The sequence below is a fragment of the Kitasatospora sp. NPDC043950 genome (genome assembly GCF_056435345.1).
Window position 1 is genome coordinate 77,497 of the sequence record NZ_JBWKER010000021.1, and the last position, 18,184, is coordinate 95,680.

The window sequence follows — 18,184 nt, forward strand, 5'->3', positions numbered from 1 at the left end:
ATGTTGACATGAACACAAGGCAGGAATCTTTACCAATACGGCCGAAGGGGCGAAGATACGTGACCGCACCGCGCCGCAGGGTGTTGACAGGTCACCACGCCCACCCCCGGAGGCCCCGCCCCATGCGCACCGCACTCGCCGCCCTGCTCCTCGGCGCCGCCCTGATCCCGGCCAACGCCGTGTCCGCCAACGGCGCGCCCGCGCCCCGCGCGGTGAACCAGGGCTACAGCATCCCCGTCGGCGCCGTCACCGACCTCGGCGCGCTGCCGGTGCTCGGCAGCCTCGGGCTGGACTTCGCCCGCCTGCTCGGGCAGTAGGGTCGCGCCCCCTCGAACCCGGCGCCGCCAGACCCGGACCCCTCACACCCGGACGCTGAACAGGCAGCCGGACAGCGCGTGTTGGTCGGACCGGGCGGACGTGATGTAGAGCGTCCGCCCGTCCGGCCCGCCGAAGGCGCAACTGGTGACGCGCGGCACCGGCAGCTCGACCGACGCCAGCACCTCGCCCTCGGGCGAGAGGCAGTGCACCGCCCAGCCGTCCCAGAACGCCACCCACAGGTTGCCGTCGGCGTCGAGCGTCATGCCGTCCGGGTGACCCGGCAGGTGGGAGACGTCGAGCGTGCGGATCCGCTCACCGAGGGGGCCGTGCTCGGGGTAGGGGTAGAGGGCGATGCGGCGCGTGGTGGTGTCGATGTGCCAGAGCCGGTCGGGCTCCGGCCAGGCGAGGCCGTTGGGGATGTCGAGCCCGCCGAGGATCGCCCGGACACCGCCGTCGCGCTCCAGCCGGTACAGCGATCCGGGCTCGCGCGGCTCCCCCCGCCCCATCGAGCCGGCGACCGGTCGGCCGTACGGGTCGGTCTTGCCGTCGTTCATCCGGCGGTCCGGGCGGTCGGTCTCGACGGCGGCGACCAGCGTGGTGCGGCCAGTGGCCGGATCGAACCGTTCGAAGCCGCGCTCGGTGGCGAGCATCAGCCCGCCGTCGCCGTACGGCATCAAGGTGCCGGGGGTGGCGTCGAGTTCGACCGAGCCGATCGCGCCCGAGGCCGGGTCCAGGGTGAGCACCCGCCGGTCGGGGATGCCGATCCAGCGCAGCAGCTGCGCGGACTGGTCCCACAGCGGGCCCTCGCCCAGCTCCAGGTACGGTGTGTCGGCGACCGGTTCGGCACGCACAGCGGGGCCCTCCTCGAACAAGGTGTCAGCGCAGCGGGGCTTCGGGCAGCATCGCGGTCGTTCCTCCGTCCACGGCGAGGCGGACACCACTGACGATCGAGGATTCCTCGCCCGCCAGGAAGCCGACCACCCGCGCGACCTCGGCCGCACTGCCGAACCGCCCCAGTGGGGACGACCGTAGCATCGCGGCGCTCGGCTGCGGATCCGTCCACACGCGCCGGTTGCGCTCCACCGGGACGAAGCCGGGAGCGACCGCCGCCCTGGCCCGCCCTGGCCCGCTCGCGCCCGGGCCGGCCTCGGAGCACTCGCCCAGTCCGTACGCTCCGTCACCACCGGACAGTCGCGCCACCCGTCACGTGGTCCGCGCCGACGCGCGGGCGTGCAGCAGTTCCAGCACGGGCGCCGACCTCCCCTTCGCCAGGGCCCGAGGGCGCGCCCTCGGCCCGCTCCGAACTTACTTCCGCTCCGCAAGTTAGTAACCGCCGCGAGCCCGTCACAAGGTCGAACTCCCGCCCGCAGCACACCCGCCACCCCCGCGACATCCGCCGCAACACACCGCAACGCGGCGGCAACACCCGTTCCCAGAAGCCAAGTTGACGATTGACAGCGAGCCCCGCCCTTCAGCACGATGAGCGCCGAGCCCACTCGCGGCGAGCCGGAAGGAGGGCCGATGCACACCGCTGTCCGCCGCGCCCCGCGCCCGGCCACCGCCTGCTGCCCGCGCCGCTGTTGTCGCGGTGCGCTCGCCCTCTGACCGTCCGTCCCGCCGGACCGGCCTCCCTCCCGCACGCCCTGCCCCGCCACTCGGCCTTGCCCCGCCTCGCCGCTCAGCCCTGCCCTGCCCTGCCCGGCGACCGGTACGCGGAGCGGCTCGGTGCCGCCATGCGTCACTCACCGTCACCATCTTCCCGTGAAGGGGAACCGTCATGACCACCGCCCTGACCGAACTCCGCCTCACCCCCGCCGCCGGCCGGATCGGCGCGATCGTGCACGACGTCCGCCTCGGCGGCGACCTGACGGCCGAGACCGTGGCCGCCGTCGAGGCCGCCCTCCACCAGCACAAGGTGCTGTTCTTCCGCGGCCAGCAGCACCTGGACGACGCCGGACACGAGGCGTTCGCCCGCCTGTTGGGACAGCCGGTCGGCCACCCGACCGTCCCCAGCGCGGACGGCCGCTACATCTTCGAGCTGGACGCGACCAAGGGCGTGCGGGCCAACAACTGGCACACCGACGTCACCTTCGTGCCGTCCTACCCCAAGGCCTCGATCCTGCGCTCGCTGGAGCTGCCCCCGGCCGGTGGCAGCACGGTCTGGGCCAACACCGCGGCCGCCTACCAGGACCTGCCCGCACCGCTGAAAGCCCTGGCCGAGAGCCTGCGGGCCGTCCACACCAACGACTACGACTACGCCGCCCGGCTGGCCCTGCGCCCGGAGCTGGCGGACAACGCCGAGATCGCCCGGCTGTTCCGCGACGTCTTCGTCTCTACCGCCTTCAAGACCGAACACCCCGTCGTCCGGGTGCACCCGGTCACCGGGGAGAAGTCGCTGCTCCTGGGCGCGTTCGCGCAGCGCATCCAGGGCGTGTCGGGCGCCGACAGCCGGGCGCTGATCGACCTGTTCCAGCGCTACGTCGAACGGCTGGAGAACACCGTCCGCTGGGACTGGCAGATCGGCGACGTCGCGATCTGGGACAACCGGGCCACCCAGCACTACGCGGTCAACGACTACGGCGACGAGCCGCGCCTGGTCCGCCGGATCACCCTGGACGGCGACCTGCCGCTCGGCGTGGACGGCGCTCCGAGCCGTCTGCTGGAGCCGGCCGACCCGCCGCGGGTGGCCGGCCTGGTGCCCGCCGAGGAGCTCGAAACGGCCAACTGACTCGGCCGGGGCACGCGTTACCGCCGATCGTCCCGACCGGAGGAACGCGATACGACCGACCCGGCCGGGGAGGACCCGGCCGTCAACCGACCCAGAGGACCCGGGTACCGCCACCATGACCACCACCCTCGCCCGGCCGCCCGTCCGCACCGGGGACGACCGCCGGGACGCCAACGCCTCCGCCGTGCTGCGCACGGTGCTCGACCACGGGCCGATCGCCCGCAGCAGGGTCGCCGCTCTGACCGGGCTGAGCGCGTCAGCGGTCTCCCGGCAGGTGGTGGACCTGGTGCGGCTCGGACTGCTGCGCGAGCGCCGGGAGTTGGCGGACGGGCGCGGCACCGGGGCGCTGGGCCGCCCGCAGCTGCCGGTGGACGTGGACACCGACCGGCTTGCCGTGGCCGGACTGCACATCGGCGTCCCGTACACCACCTTCGCACTGCTCGACCTGCGCGGGCAGGTGCTGTACCGGCAGGAGATCTCCAACCGGGGCCGGACCGGATTCGCCGTACTGAAGCCGCTGTTGGAGCGACTGCCCCGGCTGATCGCCGCCCTGCGCGGCGGCCGGACGGTAGTCGGCCTGGGCGCCGTCACCGGCGGCGCCGTCGACCCGGAACGCGGGCTGATGCTCCGTCACGGACCGTTGGGCTGGCGGGACATGCCGCTGCGGGAGCTGCTGGAGGACGCCACCGGCCTGCCCGTCCAGGTGGACAACCACGCCCGGGCGCTCACCCAGGCGGAGATCCTGTTCGGCCACCCGGCCGCCCGGCGGAGCATGGTGCAGCTGTTCGTCGGCCATGTGGTGGACGCGGCGCTGGCGGTCGCGGGCACGGTCCATCAGGGCCCACCCTCGGCCACCGGCGACCTCGGCCACCTGCCGATCGCGGACCGGCTCGCGGACGGACAAGCGGACCAGCAAGTGGACCAACAAGCGGACGAGAGAGCGGACGAAGACGCGGACGACGCCGCACTCTGTCACTGCGGCCGCCGGGGCTGCCTCTCGGTCGCAGCCTCCGACACCACCCTGTTCGAAGCGGCTGCCGCCGAGGGGATCACCGCCAAGCCGGACCGCGCCCAGCTGATCGCCGCCGTCCAGCAGGGCGACCCCCGGGCGGACCGGCTGGTCCGCGAGCGGGCCCGGACCATCGGCCGCGCCCTCGCCCTGCTCGCGGACGTGGTCAACCCCGATCTGCTGGTGCTCACCGAGACCTTCGCCGTCCTCGACCCCGCCTATCTCGACGTCGTACGGGCCGAGTTCACCCTCCGCTCACACCTGCACCGGGACGCCGACCTGCTGATCGCCCAGCAGCGGGGCCCCGACGCGCTAGCCGTCGCCGCCGGCGCCCCGGTGCTCGGCGAGCTGTACGCCCGGCCCGTCCGGGCCCTCGCCGCGACGCCTGCCCGGTACCGCTAGCCCCCGCCCAAAAAGCCCTCGAAAGCCCCCCCCCCGCAGACCGCCCCGCACACCGACCGGCCCGTCGCCCCGCCCACCGACCCGCAGGCCGACCCCCACCACCGCGAGCCCTACGCCGCCGACGACCGCACCAACTGACCGCTGCAGCAGGCCTTCGACCAGTACTACGGCGCCCTGGAAGGCCTGACCGGCCTCTTCCACCCCGCCCGCCACCGGGGCCGCCACCGGGGCCGCCACGACGGCGGCTGGGACGAACTGCGCCGCAGCCGCTTCGCCCGCCAACTCGCCGCCGGCCACTTCCCCGAGGGCACCCGCAGCTACTTCAGCCGCTTCGTCCACCACCCGAACCTGCCCGACGACTGGAACCCGGACGTCGAGCGCGAGGCCGCGCTCATCGGCGGCCCGCAGAGCCTGGTGCGCTACCCGCGCAGCTGGGGCCTGGCCTCGGCCGACCGCTGCGGTCGCTGGACGGCGCCGAGCAGTACCGCGAGTTGGCCTCAGTGGTCCCGGTGCTCCCGATGCTCCGGGTGGTCCCGGTGGATCTTCCCCGGAAGGCCCGCCGGGACCACCCCCACCCGGGTTAGGCTCGATCCGCGCGGCGGCCGTCCGCGCACCGACCGAGGGGGAGCGTGTGATCGGGGACCTGCTGCCGGACGCCGTCGTGACCGAGGTGTCCTACGACGACCCGCCGGAGGCCCGGCTGGAACCGGCCGAGGAGGCCGCCGTCGTCCAGGCGGTGGCCAAGCGCCGCCGAGAGTTCACCACCGTCCGCCACTGCGCCCGCACCGCCCTCACCCGCCTCGGCATCCCCTACCGCCCGCTGGTCCCCGGCCTGCGCGGCGCCCCGAGCTGGCCCGACGGCGTCGTCGGCAGCCTCACCCACTGCGAGGGCTTCCGAGCGGCGGCCGTCGCCCACTCCGGCGACCTCGCCTCGGTCGGCATCGACGCCGAGCCCGCCCTGCCGCTCCCGGACGACGTCCTGGACGTCATCGCGCTGCCCGAGGAGGGGAAGCGGATCGTCGAACTGCTCGCCGAGCACCCCGGCACGCCGTGGGACCGCATCCTGTTCAGCGCCAAGGAATCCGTGTACAAGGCGTGGTTCCCGCTCACCGAGCAGTTCCTGGACTTCAGCGAGGCCGACCTGGTCCTCTCCCCCGACGGCTCCTTCACCGCCCGGCTGCTGGTCCCCGGCCCGAACGTCAACGGCCGCCGCATCGAGGGCTTCGAGGGCCGCTGGGCCGTCGGTGACGGCCTGCTCGCCACCGCCATCGCGGTCGCCCGGTAGTCCGGCGCACCGACGACCGCACTCGGCATATCCTCGACCCCGTGACCGTGACCTATGTGATAGCTGGCACCCGGATCCACACGCTGGACGACTTCTGGGACGTGGTCGGTGAGACCATCGGCAGCGACGGCTACTTCGGCCGGAACCTCGACGCCTTCGCCGACTGCCTGCGCGGCGGCTACGGCACCCCCGAGGACGGCGACTACCTGATCGAGTGGCGCGACCACGCGGTCTCCCGGCGCAACCTCGGCTACCCCGAGACGGTCCGCCAGCTGGAACTGCGGCTGGCCCACTGCCACCCCGCCAACCGCGAGCACGTCCGCGCCGACCTCGCCGCCGCCAGGGCCGGCAAGGGGCCGACGGTGTTCGACTGGCTGGTCCGGATCATCGAGGAGGAGCACCCGGGAGGCCTCCGACTGGCCTAACGCCGCAACGCGGTCCGCGCACGTCGCCGCAGCGCGGCACGCCCGCGCCTCACCGCATCACGTCCGACAGCCGGACGAAGCGCCGCCCCGCCGCCAGCAGCCCCGGCACCGCCGCCACCACCCCGGGGGCGGTACCGCCGCCCGGGTGGTTCATGTGGCAGATCACGATCGCCCCGGGCGGGGCCGCCGCGATCTCCTGCCGCACCTCGACGGCGCTGAGCGTCGCCCCGCCGTCGCCGTTCACGGTGAAGCCCGCGGCGCGTTCCCCCAGGTCGGCGACCACCCGGGCGGCGACGTCGTCGTAGTGCGCGGTGCCGGAGCGGAAGAAGCGCACCGGGCGGCCGAGCAGCCCGGCGAGCTTGTGCGCGTTGCCCGCGACCTCGTCGTACACCTCGCCGACGCCACCGGTGCCGGCGATGCCGTAGGCGGAGCGGCCGGTGACCGAGAGCGGGCGGTGGACGGTGCCGTGGTTGCCGATCTCGAAGAGCGGGTCGGCGGCGAGCTGCTCGAACACGTCCGGGTTGGCGTCGATCCAGCGGGCGTTCAGGAAGAGCGTGGCGGGGACGGAACGTTTCCGCAGGAAGTCGATCAGGTCGGCGTCGTACCCGTTCCCGCCGGGGCCGCCACAGGCGTCGAAGGTGAGCGCCATCGCGATCTCGCCGGCGGGCAGCTCGGTGATCACCCCGGTGACCTCCATCCCCCACTGCTTCGGCTCGGCGCCGCCGTACCGGGCGACCAGCTCGGCCCGGGTCGGCTCCGGGCGCCCGGGCGCAGCGGTCGGGGTGGTCGGGGTGGTCGGGGCGGGCGTCGGGGGCTCCGACGGCGTCGCCGCCGATATCGCCGAGGCCTCGGAGGCCTCGGCGGCCTCGGAAACCGAAGCGGAAGCCACCGAGGCCGCCGGGGCCGCCGCCCCGCCGCCCGCCGAGGGCCCGCACCCCGCCAGCGTGCTCCCGGCCACCGCCGCCAGCAGCGCCCGCCGACTCAGTGCCACACCCGTCTCCTCCGCGATGATCCGATCCGCTCGCTATGAATATGAACGGACTATTCGTCACCGCCCGCAACTCGCCGACCCGGCCGACGGCGACCCCCTTCACCGAGCCGCCCCCCGCCCGTGGGCCCCGGCTCACCCCTGATTCACCGCCACGGGTAAGGAGCCGAACGGACCCCGCCCGCCCTGCCCCGGAGGACCCGATGCCCGCCGACCACGACACCCCACGCCCCGCCCGTCGCGACCTCCTCCGCACCGGCCTCACCACCGGAGCCGCCGCCGCCCTCGGCCTGGCCGCGACCACCCCCGCCGCCGCCTCCGCACCCGACACACCCGGCACCCCCGGCACCCCCGGCACCGAGCGGACCCTCACCCTCGCCGGCCACCTCCCCACCGGCTCCCCCGACTTCGTCCACCTCCCCGTCGAAGTCCCCGCCGGTGTCCGCGAGATCGCCGTCAGCTACGGCTACGACAAGCCCCCGGTCCCGGCCGGCACCCCCGGCAACTCCTGCGACATCGGCATCTTCGACGAACGCGGCACCGACCTCGGCGGCCCCGGGTTCCGCGGCTGGTCCGGCGGTTTCCGTACCGAGTTCAGCCTCGCCCGCGACACCGCGACCCCCGGCTACCTCCCCGGCCCGATCAACCCGGGCACCTGGCACCTCGCCCTCGGCCCCTACCAGATCGCGCCGCAGGGGCTGGACTACCACGTCCAGGTCACCCTCCGGTTCGGCGCCCCCGGGCCGGCGTTCACCCCGCACTACCCGTCCGAGCGGGCCCGCGGCCGCGGCCGCGCCTGGTACCGGGGCGACTGCCACCTGCACACCGTGCACTCCGACGGACGGCGCCTCCCGGAGGAGGTGGCCGCCGGAGCCCGCGCGGCCGGCCTCGACTTCATCGTCTCCACCGACCACAACACCAGTTCCTCGCACGCGGTCTGGGGCCCGCTGGCCGGCCCCGACCTGCTGATCATCCCGGGCGAGGAGATCACCACCCGCAACGGCCACTGGCTGGCCCTCGGCCTCGAAGCGGGCCAGTTCGTCGACTGGCGCTACCGCTCCCGCGACGAGGAGTACCCGCGCTTCGTCCGTCAGGTCCACCGCTCCGGCGGCCTGGTGGTGCCCGCGCACCCGTACTGCCCGTACGTCGCCTGCCAGTGGAAGTTCGGCTACGAGCAGGCCGACGGCGTCGAGGTGTGGAACGGGCCCTGGACGTACGACGACGAGTCCGCGGTCGACACCTGGGACGGCCGGCTCGCCGTCGCCCTGCGCGAGGGCCGTTCCTGGCTGCCCGCCCTGGGCAACAGCGACGCGCACAGCGCCCCGCAGGTCATCGGCTCCCCGCACAACGTCGTCCTGGCCGAGGACCTCACCCGGGACGCGATCCTCGACGGGCTGCGCGACGGGCGCAGCTGGCTCGCCGAATCCGCCTCCGTCCAGCTGGAGTTCACCGTCACCGGGCACGGCCGCCGGGCCGGCATCGGCGAGGAGCTGGCCGTCCCGGCGGACGCCCCGCTGGACGTCCGGCTCGCCGTCTCCGGCGTGCCCGGCGGGACGGTCCGCCTCCTCACCGACGAGGGCCAGCTGCACCAGGAGTCACTGCCCGCCGACGGCTCCGGCACGGTGGTCTGGCGCACGACGGCCTCGCTCGCCGCCTACGTCCGGGCCGAGGTTCGCCACCCGAAGCCGGACGGGTCGCCCGGCAAGGGCAACGCGATGGGCCCGGACCTCCCCTGGGGCCCGATGGCGGCCCTCACCAACCCGATCGTGCTGCGCGTCGAGGACCGCTGAGCGCCCCGGTGCAGGAGTGGGGACGACTCGGGGCACCGGCGTGGACTAGGTTGATCCCCGAAAGCACCAGTCGTAGGGACGAGGCGGTCGGCTGTCCGTATCCGGGCCGGCCGGCCCGTCCGCACTCCGACCGCCTCGCCCCGGCTACCCGTCCGTCCCCGGCCCGCGAAGGGATCAGCAGCTGTGAACCGTACGACCGTAGGTGGGCCGGAGCTCGGGGGCGGCCGGGGCGCCGGCGGCGTCCTCGTCCTCGTCGACCCGGCCGGGGCCGGCCAGAGCCCGGTCGCGAGCCGGCTCGCGGAGGAGCTGCACCCGAGCGTCCACCTGCGTGCGCACGACTTCCTGCGGGTCATCCGGCGCGGCCAGCTCCCGCCGCACCTCCCCGAGGCCGAGCGGCAGAACACCACCGCCCTCGCCGCCGCCGCGCAGGCCGCCTTCGCCTACGCGACCGGCGGCTACCAGGTCATCGTCGAGTGCCCGGCCGCCCCGCCCACCCTCGACACCTTCCGCCGCGAGAGCCGCACCACCGGCGCCGCCCTCCACCTCGTCGTCCTCCAGTCCACCCCGGGCGCCGTCCCCGGCCCGCACACCCTGGACACCAGCTCCCTCACCCCCGCCGGCGCCACCGAGTCCATCCTCGCCGCCCTCACCCGCCGCACCCACCTGCTCGGCTGGTGACCCCGCCGGGTGCCCGAGGCCCCGGCCCCGGGCACCCGGCCCCGCTACAGGACCGGCGCGGCGCCCCGCGTCAGGTCCTCGAAGACGTCCAACAGGTACCCGCTCACCAGGGAGCCGTCCAGGGCCAGCTTCGGGTTGACGACCAGGTTCGTGCCCCGCGTCATCGCCAGCCGGACGAAGCGGTCGAACTGCTCGTCGCTCAGGATCCCGGCCACCGTGAACTCGGGCAGCTCGACGCCGCTGCGCGCCCAGTTCCGCACGTAGGAGTCCAGCTCCAGCGGATCGGTGAGCAGTGTGATCACCCCGTCCACGACCACGGGGTCCCCGGTCTCCGCGTCCACCAGGTACGCCAGTGGCGCGTAGTACCGCCGGCAGTCCGAGTAGGCCTCCCCGATGGCCCGGGTGTACCGCACCGCCTTGGCCCGGACGCACGGGATCGGCTCCTCCCCTTGGCGGAGCAGCCTCGAGTAGGGGGCGAATCCGGAGCCGTCGGGCGTGTAGCACCAAGGATCCCCCGACCTCCGCGCGGCGGCGAAGTCCGCGTTCATCCGCTCGGCGCCCTCCGCCGCCCTCCGCTCCGAGCGCCGGGCCACCCGACCGCGGTCGGTGACGTAGTTCGCGCCGCCGTCCTCCAACGAGATCCGGACACACCAGCCGCCCCGGGAGAAGTCGTCGTACTCCGACTTCCAGGCGATGCGGGCGACCGGCAGCTGCGCCCTCGCGATCCCGCCGAACATCCACTGGCCGCCCTGGAGGGCGGCGATCCAGCCCGCGTAGTCGAAGTTGCGCAACCGCGGATTCTCCCGGAGGAGTTCGCCGTCCACCCCGCCGAGCACCCGGTCCGTCGGCCGCAGGCACTCCTCGTGCACCAGGCCGATGTCCTCGGGGCGGCCCTCCTCGTCGACCTCGATCAGCGGTGCGCCCGCCTCGGACACGGCGTCGCCGCAGTGCCGGCAGCCGAAGGCGTCCTCGACGCGTTCGGCGAGGTTCGCGCAGTGCTCCGCGTGCGCGCGGGCCGCCGGTGCGTCACTCGGGTCGTCCGTGAACGTGGCGGGGATCATGAGCACCCGCCGGTCCCGGTACTCCTCCGCACGGTTTTCGAGGTGCCTTTCCAGTCCCGCCCAGGTGGCCCACCGTCCGACGACCCTCCACCGCTCCCCCGGCGCCCACTCGACGTGCCCGTCCGCGAAGGTGACGCGCTTCGCCCCGGCCTCGTCGAACCTGCGGAAGTCCGCGATGACGAGTTCGTACCCCTCGAAGGAGGCCTCCGCGAGCACCACCTCCCGGCCGAACGCCAGCCCGGCCACCGTCTCCCGGTTCAGCAGCCCGCTCGCGCCGGGCCCCGGCGGCTCCGGGTGGTCCCGGACGTACTTGCCCATCCGCGCCCGCAGACCCTCGGCATCGATCGCGAGCCTGTCCCGTGCCAGCGACACCGCCAGCGCGATCAGGCCGCCCCAGAGCAGCCGCGGTCCGATCGCCGACCGGACGCTGAGCATCAGCAGTGCGGCCGACTCCAGCGAACCGCCCTCCCGCACGTCCAGCGAGCTGACCCTGATCCGGGCCAGGATCTCCCGCAGCTCCACCGCCGTGATCGCGCGCCCGGTCGCCGTCTGGTAGTGCGCCCGGACCAGCCCCTCGGTCTTCTCCAGGACGTCCCGCTCGGCCCCGTTGAGCGGGAGCTCCGCGCTGCTCGACCGGCTCAGCCGCGCGGCCTCCGTCAACTTGCGCAGTTCCCTGCGCACCCGGGCGGACGCCTCGGTCGAGGTTGCCAGCAGATAGACGTCCCCTGGCCGGCTGTCCGTCACGTACTGCCGCACGAACTGGCCCAGCACCGACCCGAAGTCCGAGGTCGGCGCGGCCGACACGCTGATCGTGTTCTTGGCCTGGACGAAGTACCGCACCCCGGGCCCGACCAGCACGAGGTCGTCGATCTCGTCCTCCGTCTCGAACCGCAACTCCTCGACCCGGCCCGTGCCGTCGAGCCCCAGCAGGCTCAGATCGGCGAGGTCGCACAGCATGTGGCACATGGCGAGCGCCGCCACGCGCTGCTGGAAGTCGATGCCGGAATGCGCCGCGGCACCTCCGCTGTTCCCCAAGGAATCCCCTCTCCTGTTCAGACGTCCCGGTAACGGGCCGGGCGGCCCGCACGACACGCCCCGGCGCCCCGGCGCCCCGTCGGCCGCGTCCCGCAGGAAGTCCGCGCGCCCGATGCGCCAGGGATGCACGGCCCGGTGGTCGCCGTCCTGTCCCACATCCTCGGCAATCCGCGCGGACTGTAGCGAATTGGCCGGGCGCGCCCGGTAGCCGCCCCGGGTAGTGCGGCGGGGTTCTGAGCCCCCCGGGCCACCTCCGCGCCCCTTTCCCGCCCCGGACCGGGGCCCATCACGTACCGTGTTCGGATCACCACCGGTTTGGGTACGTACCTCGGCGCGCCCGACGGGCGCCGAACACCGCGGAGCCGGTCACAGCGCCGCCACACCGTCACACTGCGCGTTCAGCGCCCCCGGTCCGGGGTCGTCACTCCACCGCCGAGACCGGGTACATCACACACCGGGAGACCGACCATCATGAGCCACGACCACATCCCCGCCCCCGTACGCCGGACCTACGGTGCCGGCGATCTGTCCCGGGCCGCGAGCTTCGCCGGTGGATTCATCAACTTCGGCTACTGGCAGGACATGGACCTCACCGCCCCGACGACCGAGGACCGGGTCCACAGCCAGGAGCAGCTCTACCGCCGGGTCCTGCGGGAGTTCGCGGAGCCACGTGAGCGGCTGCGGCTGGCCGAGGTCGGCTGCGGGCGCGGGCTCGGCGCGGCGCTCGCCCTGCGCGAGTTCCGGTTCGGGGGCGTGACCGGCGTCGACATCCACCCGGACCAGATCGAGCGCGCCCGCGCCGTCAACGCCAAAGCCCTGGCCACCTACCCCGATCGGCTGGCCTACACCTTCGGATCGGCCAACCAACTCCCCTTCGCCGACGCCTCCCTGGACGGCGTCTACTCCGTCGAGGCCGCCCAGCACTTCCGCGAACTCACCGGCTTCGCCCGCGAGGCCGCCCGCGTCCTACGCCCGGGCGGCCGACTCGTCGTGACCACCTTCTTCGCCGCCGCCGGACCGGACATCACCGAGCGCCTGAGCATCCTCCTCGCCAGCTTCGCCGACGGCCTCGACGTCCCCCATCCCCTCGCCGCCTTCACCAGCGACCTCACCGCGGCCGGCTTCACCACCATCACCACCGAGTCCATCGGCGACGCCGTCTGGCCCGGCCTCGACCGCTATCTCACCGACGCCGTCCCTCCCGGTCACTGGAGCCGCAACTTCCTCCCCGCCTGGCGCAGCGGCCTCCTCGACTACCACGTCGTCACCGCCACCCGGCCCGGGCCGGCGGAAATGGCCCGCCAGCCGATCTGACGAGCCGCCCCGCGGCAGCGCGGCCGACCCCCCCCCCCCCCCCCCCGCACGTCACGAGGCCCTGACGCCCCCTTCGCCGTCCGTCCCGGCCGACCGACGACACCGGGCCCGGCGGGCGCCCGGCGGCCGCGACGCGCCGGATCAGCCGACCGCCGCGCCCACCCGCGGCGACGGCTCGGCCGCCGGGCCGGCCAGCGCCGCCAGCCGGCGCAGGCTGGCCCGGCGCTGGAGCGCGCCGAGGCCGACGGTCGCCGCGCCGAGGGCCAGCCAGCCGGCCGGACCGGCCGTCATCACCACGCCGGTGAGCAGCAGCGGGCCCACCGACTTCTGCACCGACTGGGCCATCCCGGCCACCCCCAGGTAGGAGGCCTGGGCCCCCGGGGGCGCCAGGACGACCGCCAGCTCCCAGGAGCTCACCGAGCGCATCAGCTCCGCCAGCGTGACCAGCATCGCCGCGGCGAGCAGCGCGAGCGAGGCCGTCCACGGCCCGCCGCCGGTGGCGAGCGCGGTCAGCAGGCAGCAGCCGAGCAGCGTCAGGCCGTACCAGCCCACCGCCGCGGACGCCCCGCGCGGGCCCTCCGCCCGCGCCGAGACGCGCAGTTGCAGGAGCACCACGAGCACCGTGTTGAGGATCAGGAAGGCCGGGACGACGGCGTGCGGCGCGCCGGTGTGGTGGACGAGCCAGAGCGGCAGGCCGACGTTGAGGATCGAGTCGTCGAGGTTCAGCGGCATGTCCAGCGCGACGAACAGCAGGTAGCCCCGGTCGCGCCAGGGGCTCGGCACGGCCGCCGGGGCGGCGGCGGGTTCCTCCCCGGAGGCCGCCGCGACCAGGCCGCGCCCGGCCGGCTCCCGGGTGCGCCAGACCAGGACGGCAGCGAGGACGAAGGAGAGCGCGTTGGCCACGATCAGCGCGCGGTAGGCGGTCGTGGTGCCCATCGCCAGGCCGATCGCCGCGATGCCCGCGCCGAGCGCGTACCCGGCGTTGGCCACGCTGCGGAACAGCGCCTGGTACGTGCCGCGCCGCTCGCCCGCGATCCGGGTGGCGAACAGCATCTCCAGGGTCTTGGCCGCCCGTTCGGCCAGGCAGGTCAGGGCGACGGCGGGGAGCAGCGTGGCGAAGTCGTCGACGACCAGCAGCAGGCCCATCGTCCCGATCCGCAGCAGGTGGCACCCGATCAGCAGCCACCGCACCGGCAGCCGTTCGGCCGCCCGCCCGGCGAGCGGGGACCCGGCGATCCCCGCCGCCGCGCCCACGCCCAGCAGCACGCCGAGCTGTCGGGCGTCCATTGCGCACACGTAGGTGAAGTACAGCACCGAGGCCGCCGCCCACACCCCGCTCCCGGTCCGGTCGACGCACTGCGCCAGCAGCATGATCCGCGCGTCCCGCCCGCCCGGCGGCTTCCGCAGCTGCGCCATCAGTCCGTTCCCCCGCATGGCAGGCCCCCGTTGCATGATCGGCATCAATCTCGACATCAAGATACTTCACGTCGAGATAGATGCGGAAGCCCCGGCCGCGCGCCCGCCCGAGCCCCGGCCCCCGGGCTCCGGGCCTCGACGGCGGGCAGGCGGTGCGCCACACTCTCCCCAGCAGCATCCGCGCTCCCAACGCACCGGCACGACGTCACGATCCACCGCCACATCGGAGAGCCACACGGTGACCACTCGTCAACTGCTGCACATCGCCTTCTCGTCCGGCCGGGCCGGGTCCGGTCCCGCCACCTGGGGCCAACAGGCCATCCGGGACGCCGTGAGCCGGCTCGCCCCGGCCGACGCGCCGCGCTACAACATCGCCGCGGCTGCGCCGCTCGACCCCGGGCTGCCGCTGCCCGTCCTGCTCGCCGGCCTGGAGCGACTGCTCCATCTGCACGACTCGCTGCACACCCGCCTGGTGCCGGGCGAGGCCGGCCGCTTGCGCCAAGTAGTCGACCCCGAGGGCCGGTTGGAGGTGGAGGTACGGCACTGCGCGGAGCCGGCCGATCCGGTCGAGGCGGGCGCGCGGCTGCACGAGGAGCTGGCGGCGCTGCCGTTCGACACCGCCGCCCAGTGGCCGATCCGGGTCGGCGTCGTGGAGACGGGCGGGTCGGCCCGGTACGTGAGCCTGGTGCTCTCGCACACCGCGGTCGACGGCACGGGGATGAGCCGCCTGGTGGCCGACCTGACCGCGCTCTGCCAGGGCACCTCGCCGGACGAGCTGGCCAAGATCCGCGAGCCCGCCCAGCAACCGCTGGAGGAGGCGGAGTTCCAGGCCTCGGAGCGCGGTCGGCGGCGGGACGAGGGCGCCCGCAAGCAGTTCCTGCGCAAGCTGCGGCTGGCCCCGGCCCGGCTGTTCCCCCCGCCCGGTGAGCCGGCCACGCCGGCCACCGGGTTCCCGAACGCCGTCCTGCGCTCGCCCGCGCTGCCCCGCGCGGTGGACCGGGTGGCGGCCGCCCACCGGGTGACCTCCTCCTCGGTGCTGCTGGCGGCGACGGCGGCGATGACGGCCCGGCTGTCGGGTTCGACGGACGCGGTGCTGAACGTCGTGGTGAGCAACCGCTTCCTGCCCGAGCTGACCAACGCGGTGAGCGTGGTCGCGGGCGACGGGCTGTTCCACCTCCCGGACGCCACCGCCGAGTTCGGGGACGTCGTCCGACGCACCAACGCCGCCGCGATCGGCGCCTACCGCCACGCCTACTACGACAAGCTCCGGTTGGAGGCCGAGATCGGGCGGCTCGCCGCCGAGGGCGTCCCGCTCGCGGACCGGTCCTGCATCTTCAACGACACCCGCGAGCTGGTCACCGCATCCCCCGACACCGGGACAGGCGAGGACGTGACCACCCTGACCTGGCCGGTGGAGTTCGAGCCCCGCCCCGGCCTGACCTACGCCCTGGACGCGCTGCAGTCCCCGGGCGCACTGAGCCTGACCATGACGGCCGACCCGGCGGTGCTCCCGCGCCCGGCGATGGAGCGCTTCCTTTACGGGATCGAGGAGTTGATCCTCACCGAGGCCCGCGCTCTCGAAGCAGCCTAGGCCCTTGTCCGGAGGGCACCGCGTGATGCGCGGTGCCCTCCGGCGCCCCCTCACCATCCGTTGTTCCCCCGGCCCCGCCGCTACGCTGGGCCCATGCGGATCCTCCTCCTCGGCGGCACCTCCTTCGTCGGCCGCGCGATCGCCGACGACGCCCTGCGCAGTGGCGCCGAGGTCGCCCTGTTCACCCGCGGCCGGACCAACCCCGGCCTCTTCCCCGCCGCCGCCCACCTGATCGGCGACCGCGACACCGGCGACTACACCGCCCTGCGCGGCGGCCGCTGGGACGCGGTGGTGGACGTCAGCGGCTACCGCCCCCGCCAGGTCGGCCAGGCCATGGACGCGCTCGGCGACCGGGTCGGCCGCTACCTGTTCATCTCCAGCCACGCGGTGTACGAGCGCGCCGGTCTCACCCCCGGCTCGGACGAGTCCGTCCCGCGCCGCGCACCGCTGCGCGACGCCGAGCAGCTCACCGAGGAGACGTACGGCCGGCTCAAGGTCGCCTGCGAGGACGACGTCACCGCCCGCTACGGGGACGGGGCGACGATCGTGCGCCCCGGAAAGGTGGCCGGCCCCCACGACGAGCAGCGCGGGCTCACCTACTGGGCGCGCCGGGCCGCCCGGGGCGGGCGGATCGCGCTGCCGGGGCGGCCGGAGCAGCCCGTCCAGGTGGTCGACGTGCGCGACCTGGCCCGGCTGGTGGTCCGGCTGCTCCAGGACGGCCGGGCGGGTGCCTTCCACGCCGTCGGCCCGGCCGAACCGACCACACTGGGCGGGCTGATCGCCACCTGCGCCGAGGTCGCGGGCACCGAGGTGGAGGTCGTCCCGGTGCCGCCGGAGAGCGCGCCGCCGCCGTTCTTCCCGCTGGTCCGGGCCGCGCCGCTCTGGCCCGGACAGCAGCGCAGCGCCGCCCGGGCCAGGGCGGCCGGGATGCCGGCGACCCCGCTCGCGGTCACCGCCGCCGACGTGCTCGCCTGGGACCGCGAGCGCGGCGAACCGCCCCTCGGCCACGGCTTCACGCCCGAGCAGGAGGCCCGGGTGCTGGCCGAAGCGACGGGGTCGAGGCCCTGAACGGCCTCCGACCTTGCACCGCACGACCGGTCAGGACGGACTGCCGGACCGCCACCCCGTCCTGACCGGTTGTCAGTGTCACGCGCTATGGTCGGCCCCGAACGATCCCACCAGCACCTGCACAGCACCGCCAGGGGGCACCATGACCGCGCACCGCACCACCGCGCACAGCGCCGGCCCGCGCACCACCCCGCTCGACGCACCGCTCGAAGCGCCGCTCAGCACCGCCGATCTCGTCGAGGGCTGGCGGCGGGTGGGCGTCCGCGAGGGCATGGCGATGATCGTGCACTCCTCGCTCTCCAGCCTCGGCCGGGTCGACGGCGGTGCCGCGTCCGTGGTGGCCAGCCTGCGCGAGGCGGTCGGGCCCGGCGGCACGGTCGCGGTGCCCACCTTCACCACCGCCGTCGTCCGGGACCCGGCACCGGAGCACACCGGCCTGCCGAGCCCCGAGGTCGCCGAACGGCGCGCCGCCGTCCCGCTGTTCCACCCCGGGCTCCCCTCACTGATGGGCGCCGTACCGGAGGCGCTGCGCGCGCTGCCGGAGAGCCTGCGCAGCACGCATCCGCAGGCCTCGGTCGCCGCGGTCGGGGCGCACGCCCGCGAGGTCACCGCCCGCCGCTCGCTGGGCTTCGCGGTCGGCCGCGAGTCGCCCTTCGGCGCGCTGCACGACCTCGGCGGGTACGTGCTGCTGATCGGTGTCGGGCACAACCGCAACACCTTCCTGCACTACGCAGAGACCTTCGCGCCCAACCGCCGCCTCAAGCTCCGGCGCTTCCCGATGGCGATCCAGGGCGAGCGGGTCTGGATCGAGGCACCCGACGTGGGCGACGACAACGACACCCACTTCCCGGCCGTGGGAAAGGAGTTCGAGGAGCGGGCGGGCATCCGCGAGGTGCTGGTCGGCAACGCGCCCTGTCGGCTGATCCCGGTCCGGGAGCTCATACCCTTCACCGTCCGCCGCCTCACCGAGCTGCTGGCGGCGGACGGCCCCGGAGCGGCGTAGCCCGATCGACCGCCCGCTTCCTCAAGCGGCCGACCGGACCACGCCCGTCACCAGGTCACCAGGTCACCAGGTC

Annotated in this window: 16 protein-coding genes and 1 pseudogene; 12 read left to right on the top strand and 5 right to left on the bottom strand. The window is 74.6% G+C overall.

The window, feature by feature from the left end; all coding sequences use genetic code 11:
* The first annotated feature begins 122 nt into the window (after positions 1–122).
* Entirely contained in the window at positions 123–317 is a 195-nt protein-coding gene (locus AC07BF_RS16295) for a hypothetical protein (RefSeq protein WP_478333517.1), read from the top strand.
* Between the two features lie 42 nt (positions 318–359).
* Here the strand turns inward: AC07BF_RS16295 and AC07BF_RS16300 are convergent, their stop codons facing one another.
* Positions 360–1,169, bottom strand: a complete 810-nt coding sequence (locus AC07BF_RS16300) for an SMP-30/gluconolactonase/LRE family protein (RefSeq protein WP_478333518.1) — start codon at positions 1,167–1,169, stop codon at positions 360–362.
* 25 nt (positions 1,170–1,194) lie between these two features.
* Positions 1,195–1,518, bottom strand: coding sequence for an SDR family oxidoreductase (locus AC07BF_RS16305; protein WP_363581780.1), 324 nt, complete (start codon positions 1,516–1,518; stop codon positions 1,195–1,197).
* 577 nt (positions 1,519–2,095) lie between these two features.
* Here AC07BF_RS16305 and AC07BF_RS16310 point away from each other — a divergent pair.
* The 5 genes and pseudogenes from AC07BF_RS16310 to AC07BF_RS16330 all read left to right on the top strand — a co-directional run bounded on the left by AC07BF_RS16310 (position 2,096) and on the right by AC07BF_RS16330 (position 6,167).
* On the top strand, positions 2,096–3,046 hold the full coding sequence (locus AC07BF_RS16310) for a TauD/TfdA dioxygenase family protein (protein WP_363581778.1): 951 nt from the start codon (positions 2,096–2,098) through the stop codon (positions 3,044–3,046).
* A gap of 115 nt (positions 3,047–3,161) precedes the next feature.
* Complete coding sequence (locus tag AC07BF_RS16315; RefSeq protein ID WP_478333519.1) at positions 3,162–4,457, top strand: ROK family transcriptional regulator; 1,296 nt, start codon at positions 3,162–3,164, stop codon at positions 4,455–4,457.
* Positions 4,458–4,571: 114 nt separating this feature from the next.
* Positions 4,572–4,904, top strand: a pseudogene (locus AC07BF_RS16320) (hypothetical protein); the annotation flags it as partial.
* 184 nt (positions 4,905–5,088) lie between these two features.
* Positions 5,089–5,742, top strand: a complete 654-nt coding sequence (locus AC07BF_RS16325) for a 4'-phosphopantetheinyl transferase family protein (RefSeq protein ID WP_363581774.1) — start codon at positions 5,089–5,091, stop codon at positions 5,740–5,742.
* 41 nt (positions 5,743–5,783) lie between these two features.
* Positions 5,784–6,167, top strand: a complete 384-nt coding sequence (locus AC07BF_RS16330) for a barstar family protein (protein ID WP_063346419.1) — start codon at positions 5,784–5,786, stop codon at positions 6,165–6,167.
* Between the two features lie 49 nt (positions 6,168–6,216).
* On the opposite strand, the gene AC07BF_RS16335 is transcribed toward AC07BF_RS16330, so the two are convergent.
* Entirely contained in the window at positions 6,217–7,158 is a 942-nt protein-coding gene (locus tag AC07BF_RS16335; protein ID WP_400986983.1) for a polysaccharide deacetylase family protein, read from the bottom strand.
* Between the two features lie 200 nt (positions 7,159–7,358).
* Between AC07BF_RS16335 and AC07BF_RS16340 the strand changes: the two genes are divergently transcribed.
* Positions 7,359–8,945 (top strand): CehA/McbA family metallohydrolase, encoded by a 1,587-nt coding sequence (locus AC07BF_RS16340; RefSeq protein ID WP_478318007.1) that lies wholly within the window; start codon positions 7,359–7,361, stop codon positions 8,943–8,945.
* A gap of 183 nt (positions 8,946–9,128) precedes the next feature.
* Positions 9,129–9,623 (top strand): hypothetical protein, encoded by a 495-nt coding sequence (locus tag AC07BF_RS16345; RefSeq protein ID WP_478333520.1) that lies wholly within the window; start codon positions 9,129–9,131, stop codon positions 9,621–9,623.
* Between the two features lie 44 nt (positions 9,624–9,667).
* Here the strand turns inward: AC07BF_RS16345 and AC07BF_RS16350 are convergent, their stop codons facing one another.
* Positions 9,668–11,719, bottom strand: coding sequence for a hypothetical protein (locus AC07BF_RS16350; protein WP_363628263.1), 2,052 nt, complete (start codon positions 11,717–11,719; stop codon positions 9,668–9,670).
* Between the two features lie 471 nt (positions 11,720–12,190).
* Between AC07BF_RS16350 and AC07BF_RS16355 the strand changes: the two genes are divergently transcribed.
* Positions 12,191–13,033, top strand: coding sequence for a class I SAM-dependent methyltransferase (locus AC07BF_RS16355; RefSeq protein WP_363623688.1), 843 nt, complete (start codon positions 12,191–12,193; stop codon positions 13,031–13,033).
* Positions 13,034–13,174: 141 nt separating this feature from the next.
* On the opposite strand, the gene AC07BF_RS16360 is transcribed toward AC07BF_RS16355, so the two are convergent.
* Positions 13,175–14,449, bottom strand: coding sequence for an MFS transporter (locus tag AC07BF_RS16360; RefSeq protein WP_478333521.1), 1,275 nt, complete (start codon positions 14,447–14,449; stop codon positions 13,175–13,177).
* 238 nt (positions 14,450–14,687) lie between these two features.
* Between AC07BF_RS16360 and AC07BF_RS16365 the strand changes: the two genes are divergently transcribed.
* The 3 genes from AC07BF_RS16365 to AC07BF_RS16375 all read left to right on the top strand — a co-directional run bounded on the left by AC07BF_RS16365 (position 14,688) and on the right by AC07BF_RS16375 (position 18,111).
* Positions 14,688–16,040: a condensation domain-containing protein gene (locus AC07BF_RS16365; RefSeq protein WP_400986977.1), complete on the top strand. Its 1,353-nt coding sequence runs from the start codon at positions 14,688–14,690 to the stop codon at positions 16,038–16,040.
* Between the two features lie 93 nt (positions 16,041–16,133).
* Positions 16,134–17,108: an NAD-dependent epimerase/dehydratase family protein gene (locus AC07BF_RS16370; RefSeq protein WP_363581760.1), complete on the top strand. Its 975-nt coding sequence runs from the start codon at positions 16,134–16,136 to the stop codon at positions 17,106–17,108.
* A 142-nt stretch (positions 17,109–17,250) separates the two neighbouring features.
* The gene (locus tag AC07BF_RS16375; protein ID WP_400986975.1) at positions 17,251–18,111 is read left to right on the top strand and encodes an AAC(3) family N-acetyltransferase; all 861 of its coding nucleotides are present in this window, start codon (positions 17,251–17,253) and stop codon (positions 18,109–18,111) included.
* Positions 18,112–18,184: the final 73 nt, after the last annotated feature.

Coding starts and splice junctions, on each gene's coding strand:
- AC07BF_RS16375 (WP_400986975.1), top strand. CDS start 17,251: ATGACCGCGCACCGCACCACCGCGCACAGCGCCGGCCCGCGCACCACC.
- AC07BF_RS16360 (WP_478333521.1), bottom strand. CDS start 14,449: ATGGCGCAGCTGCGGAAGCCGCCGGGCGGGCGGGACGCGCGGATCATG.
- AC07BF_RS16310 (WP_363581778.1), top strand. CDS start 2,096: ATGACCACCGCCCTGACCGAACTCCGCCTCACCCCCGCCGCCGGCCGG.
- AC07BF_RS16340 (WP_478318007.1), top strand. CDS start 7,359: ATGCCCGCCGACCACGACACCCCACGCCCCGCCCGTCGCGACCTCCTC.
- AC07BF_RS16370 (WP_363581760.1), top strand. CDS start 16,134: ATGCGGATCCTCCTCCTCGGCGGCACCTCCTTCGTCGGCCGCGCGATC.
- AC07BF_RS16295 (WP_478333517.1), top strand. CDS start 123: ATGCGCACCGCACTCGCCGCCCTGCTCCTCGGCGCCGCCCTGATCCCG.
- AC07BF_RS16355 (WP_363623688.1), top strand. CDS start 12,191: ATGAGCCACGACCACATCCCCGCCCCCGTACGCCGGACCTACGGTGCC.
- AC07BF_RS16315 (WP_478333519.1), top strand. CDS start 3,162: ATGACCACCACCCTCGCCCGGCCGCCCGTCCGCACCGGGGACGACCGC.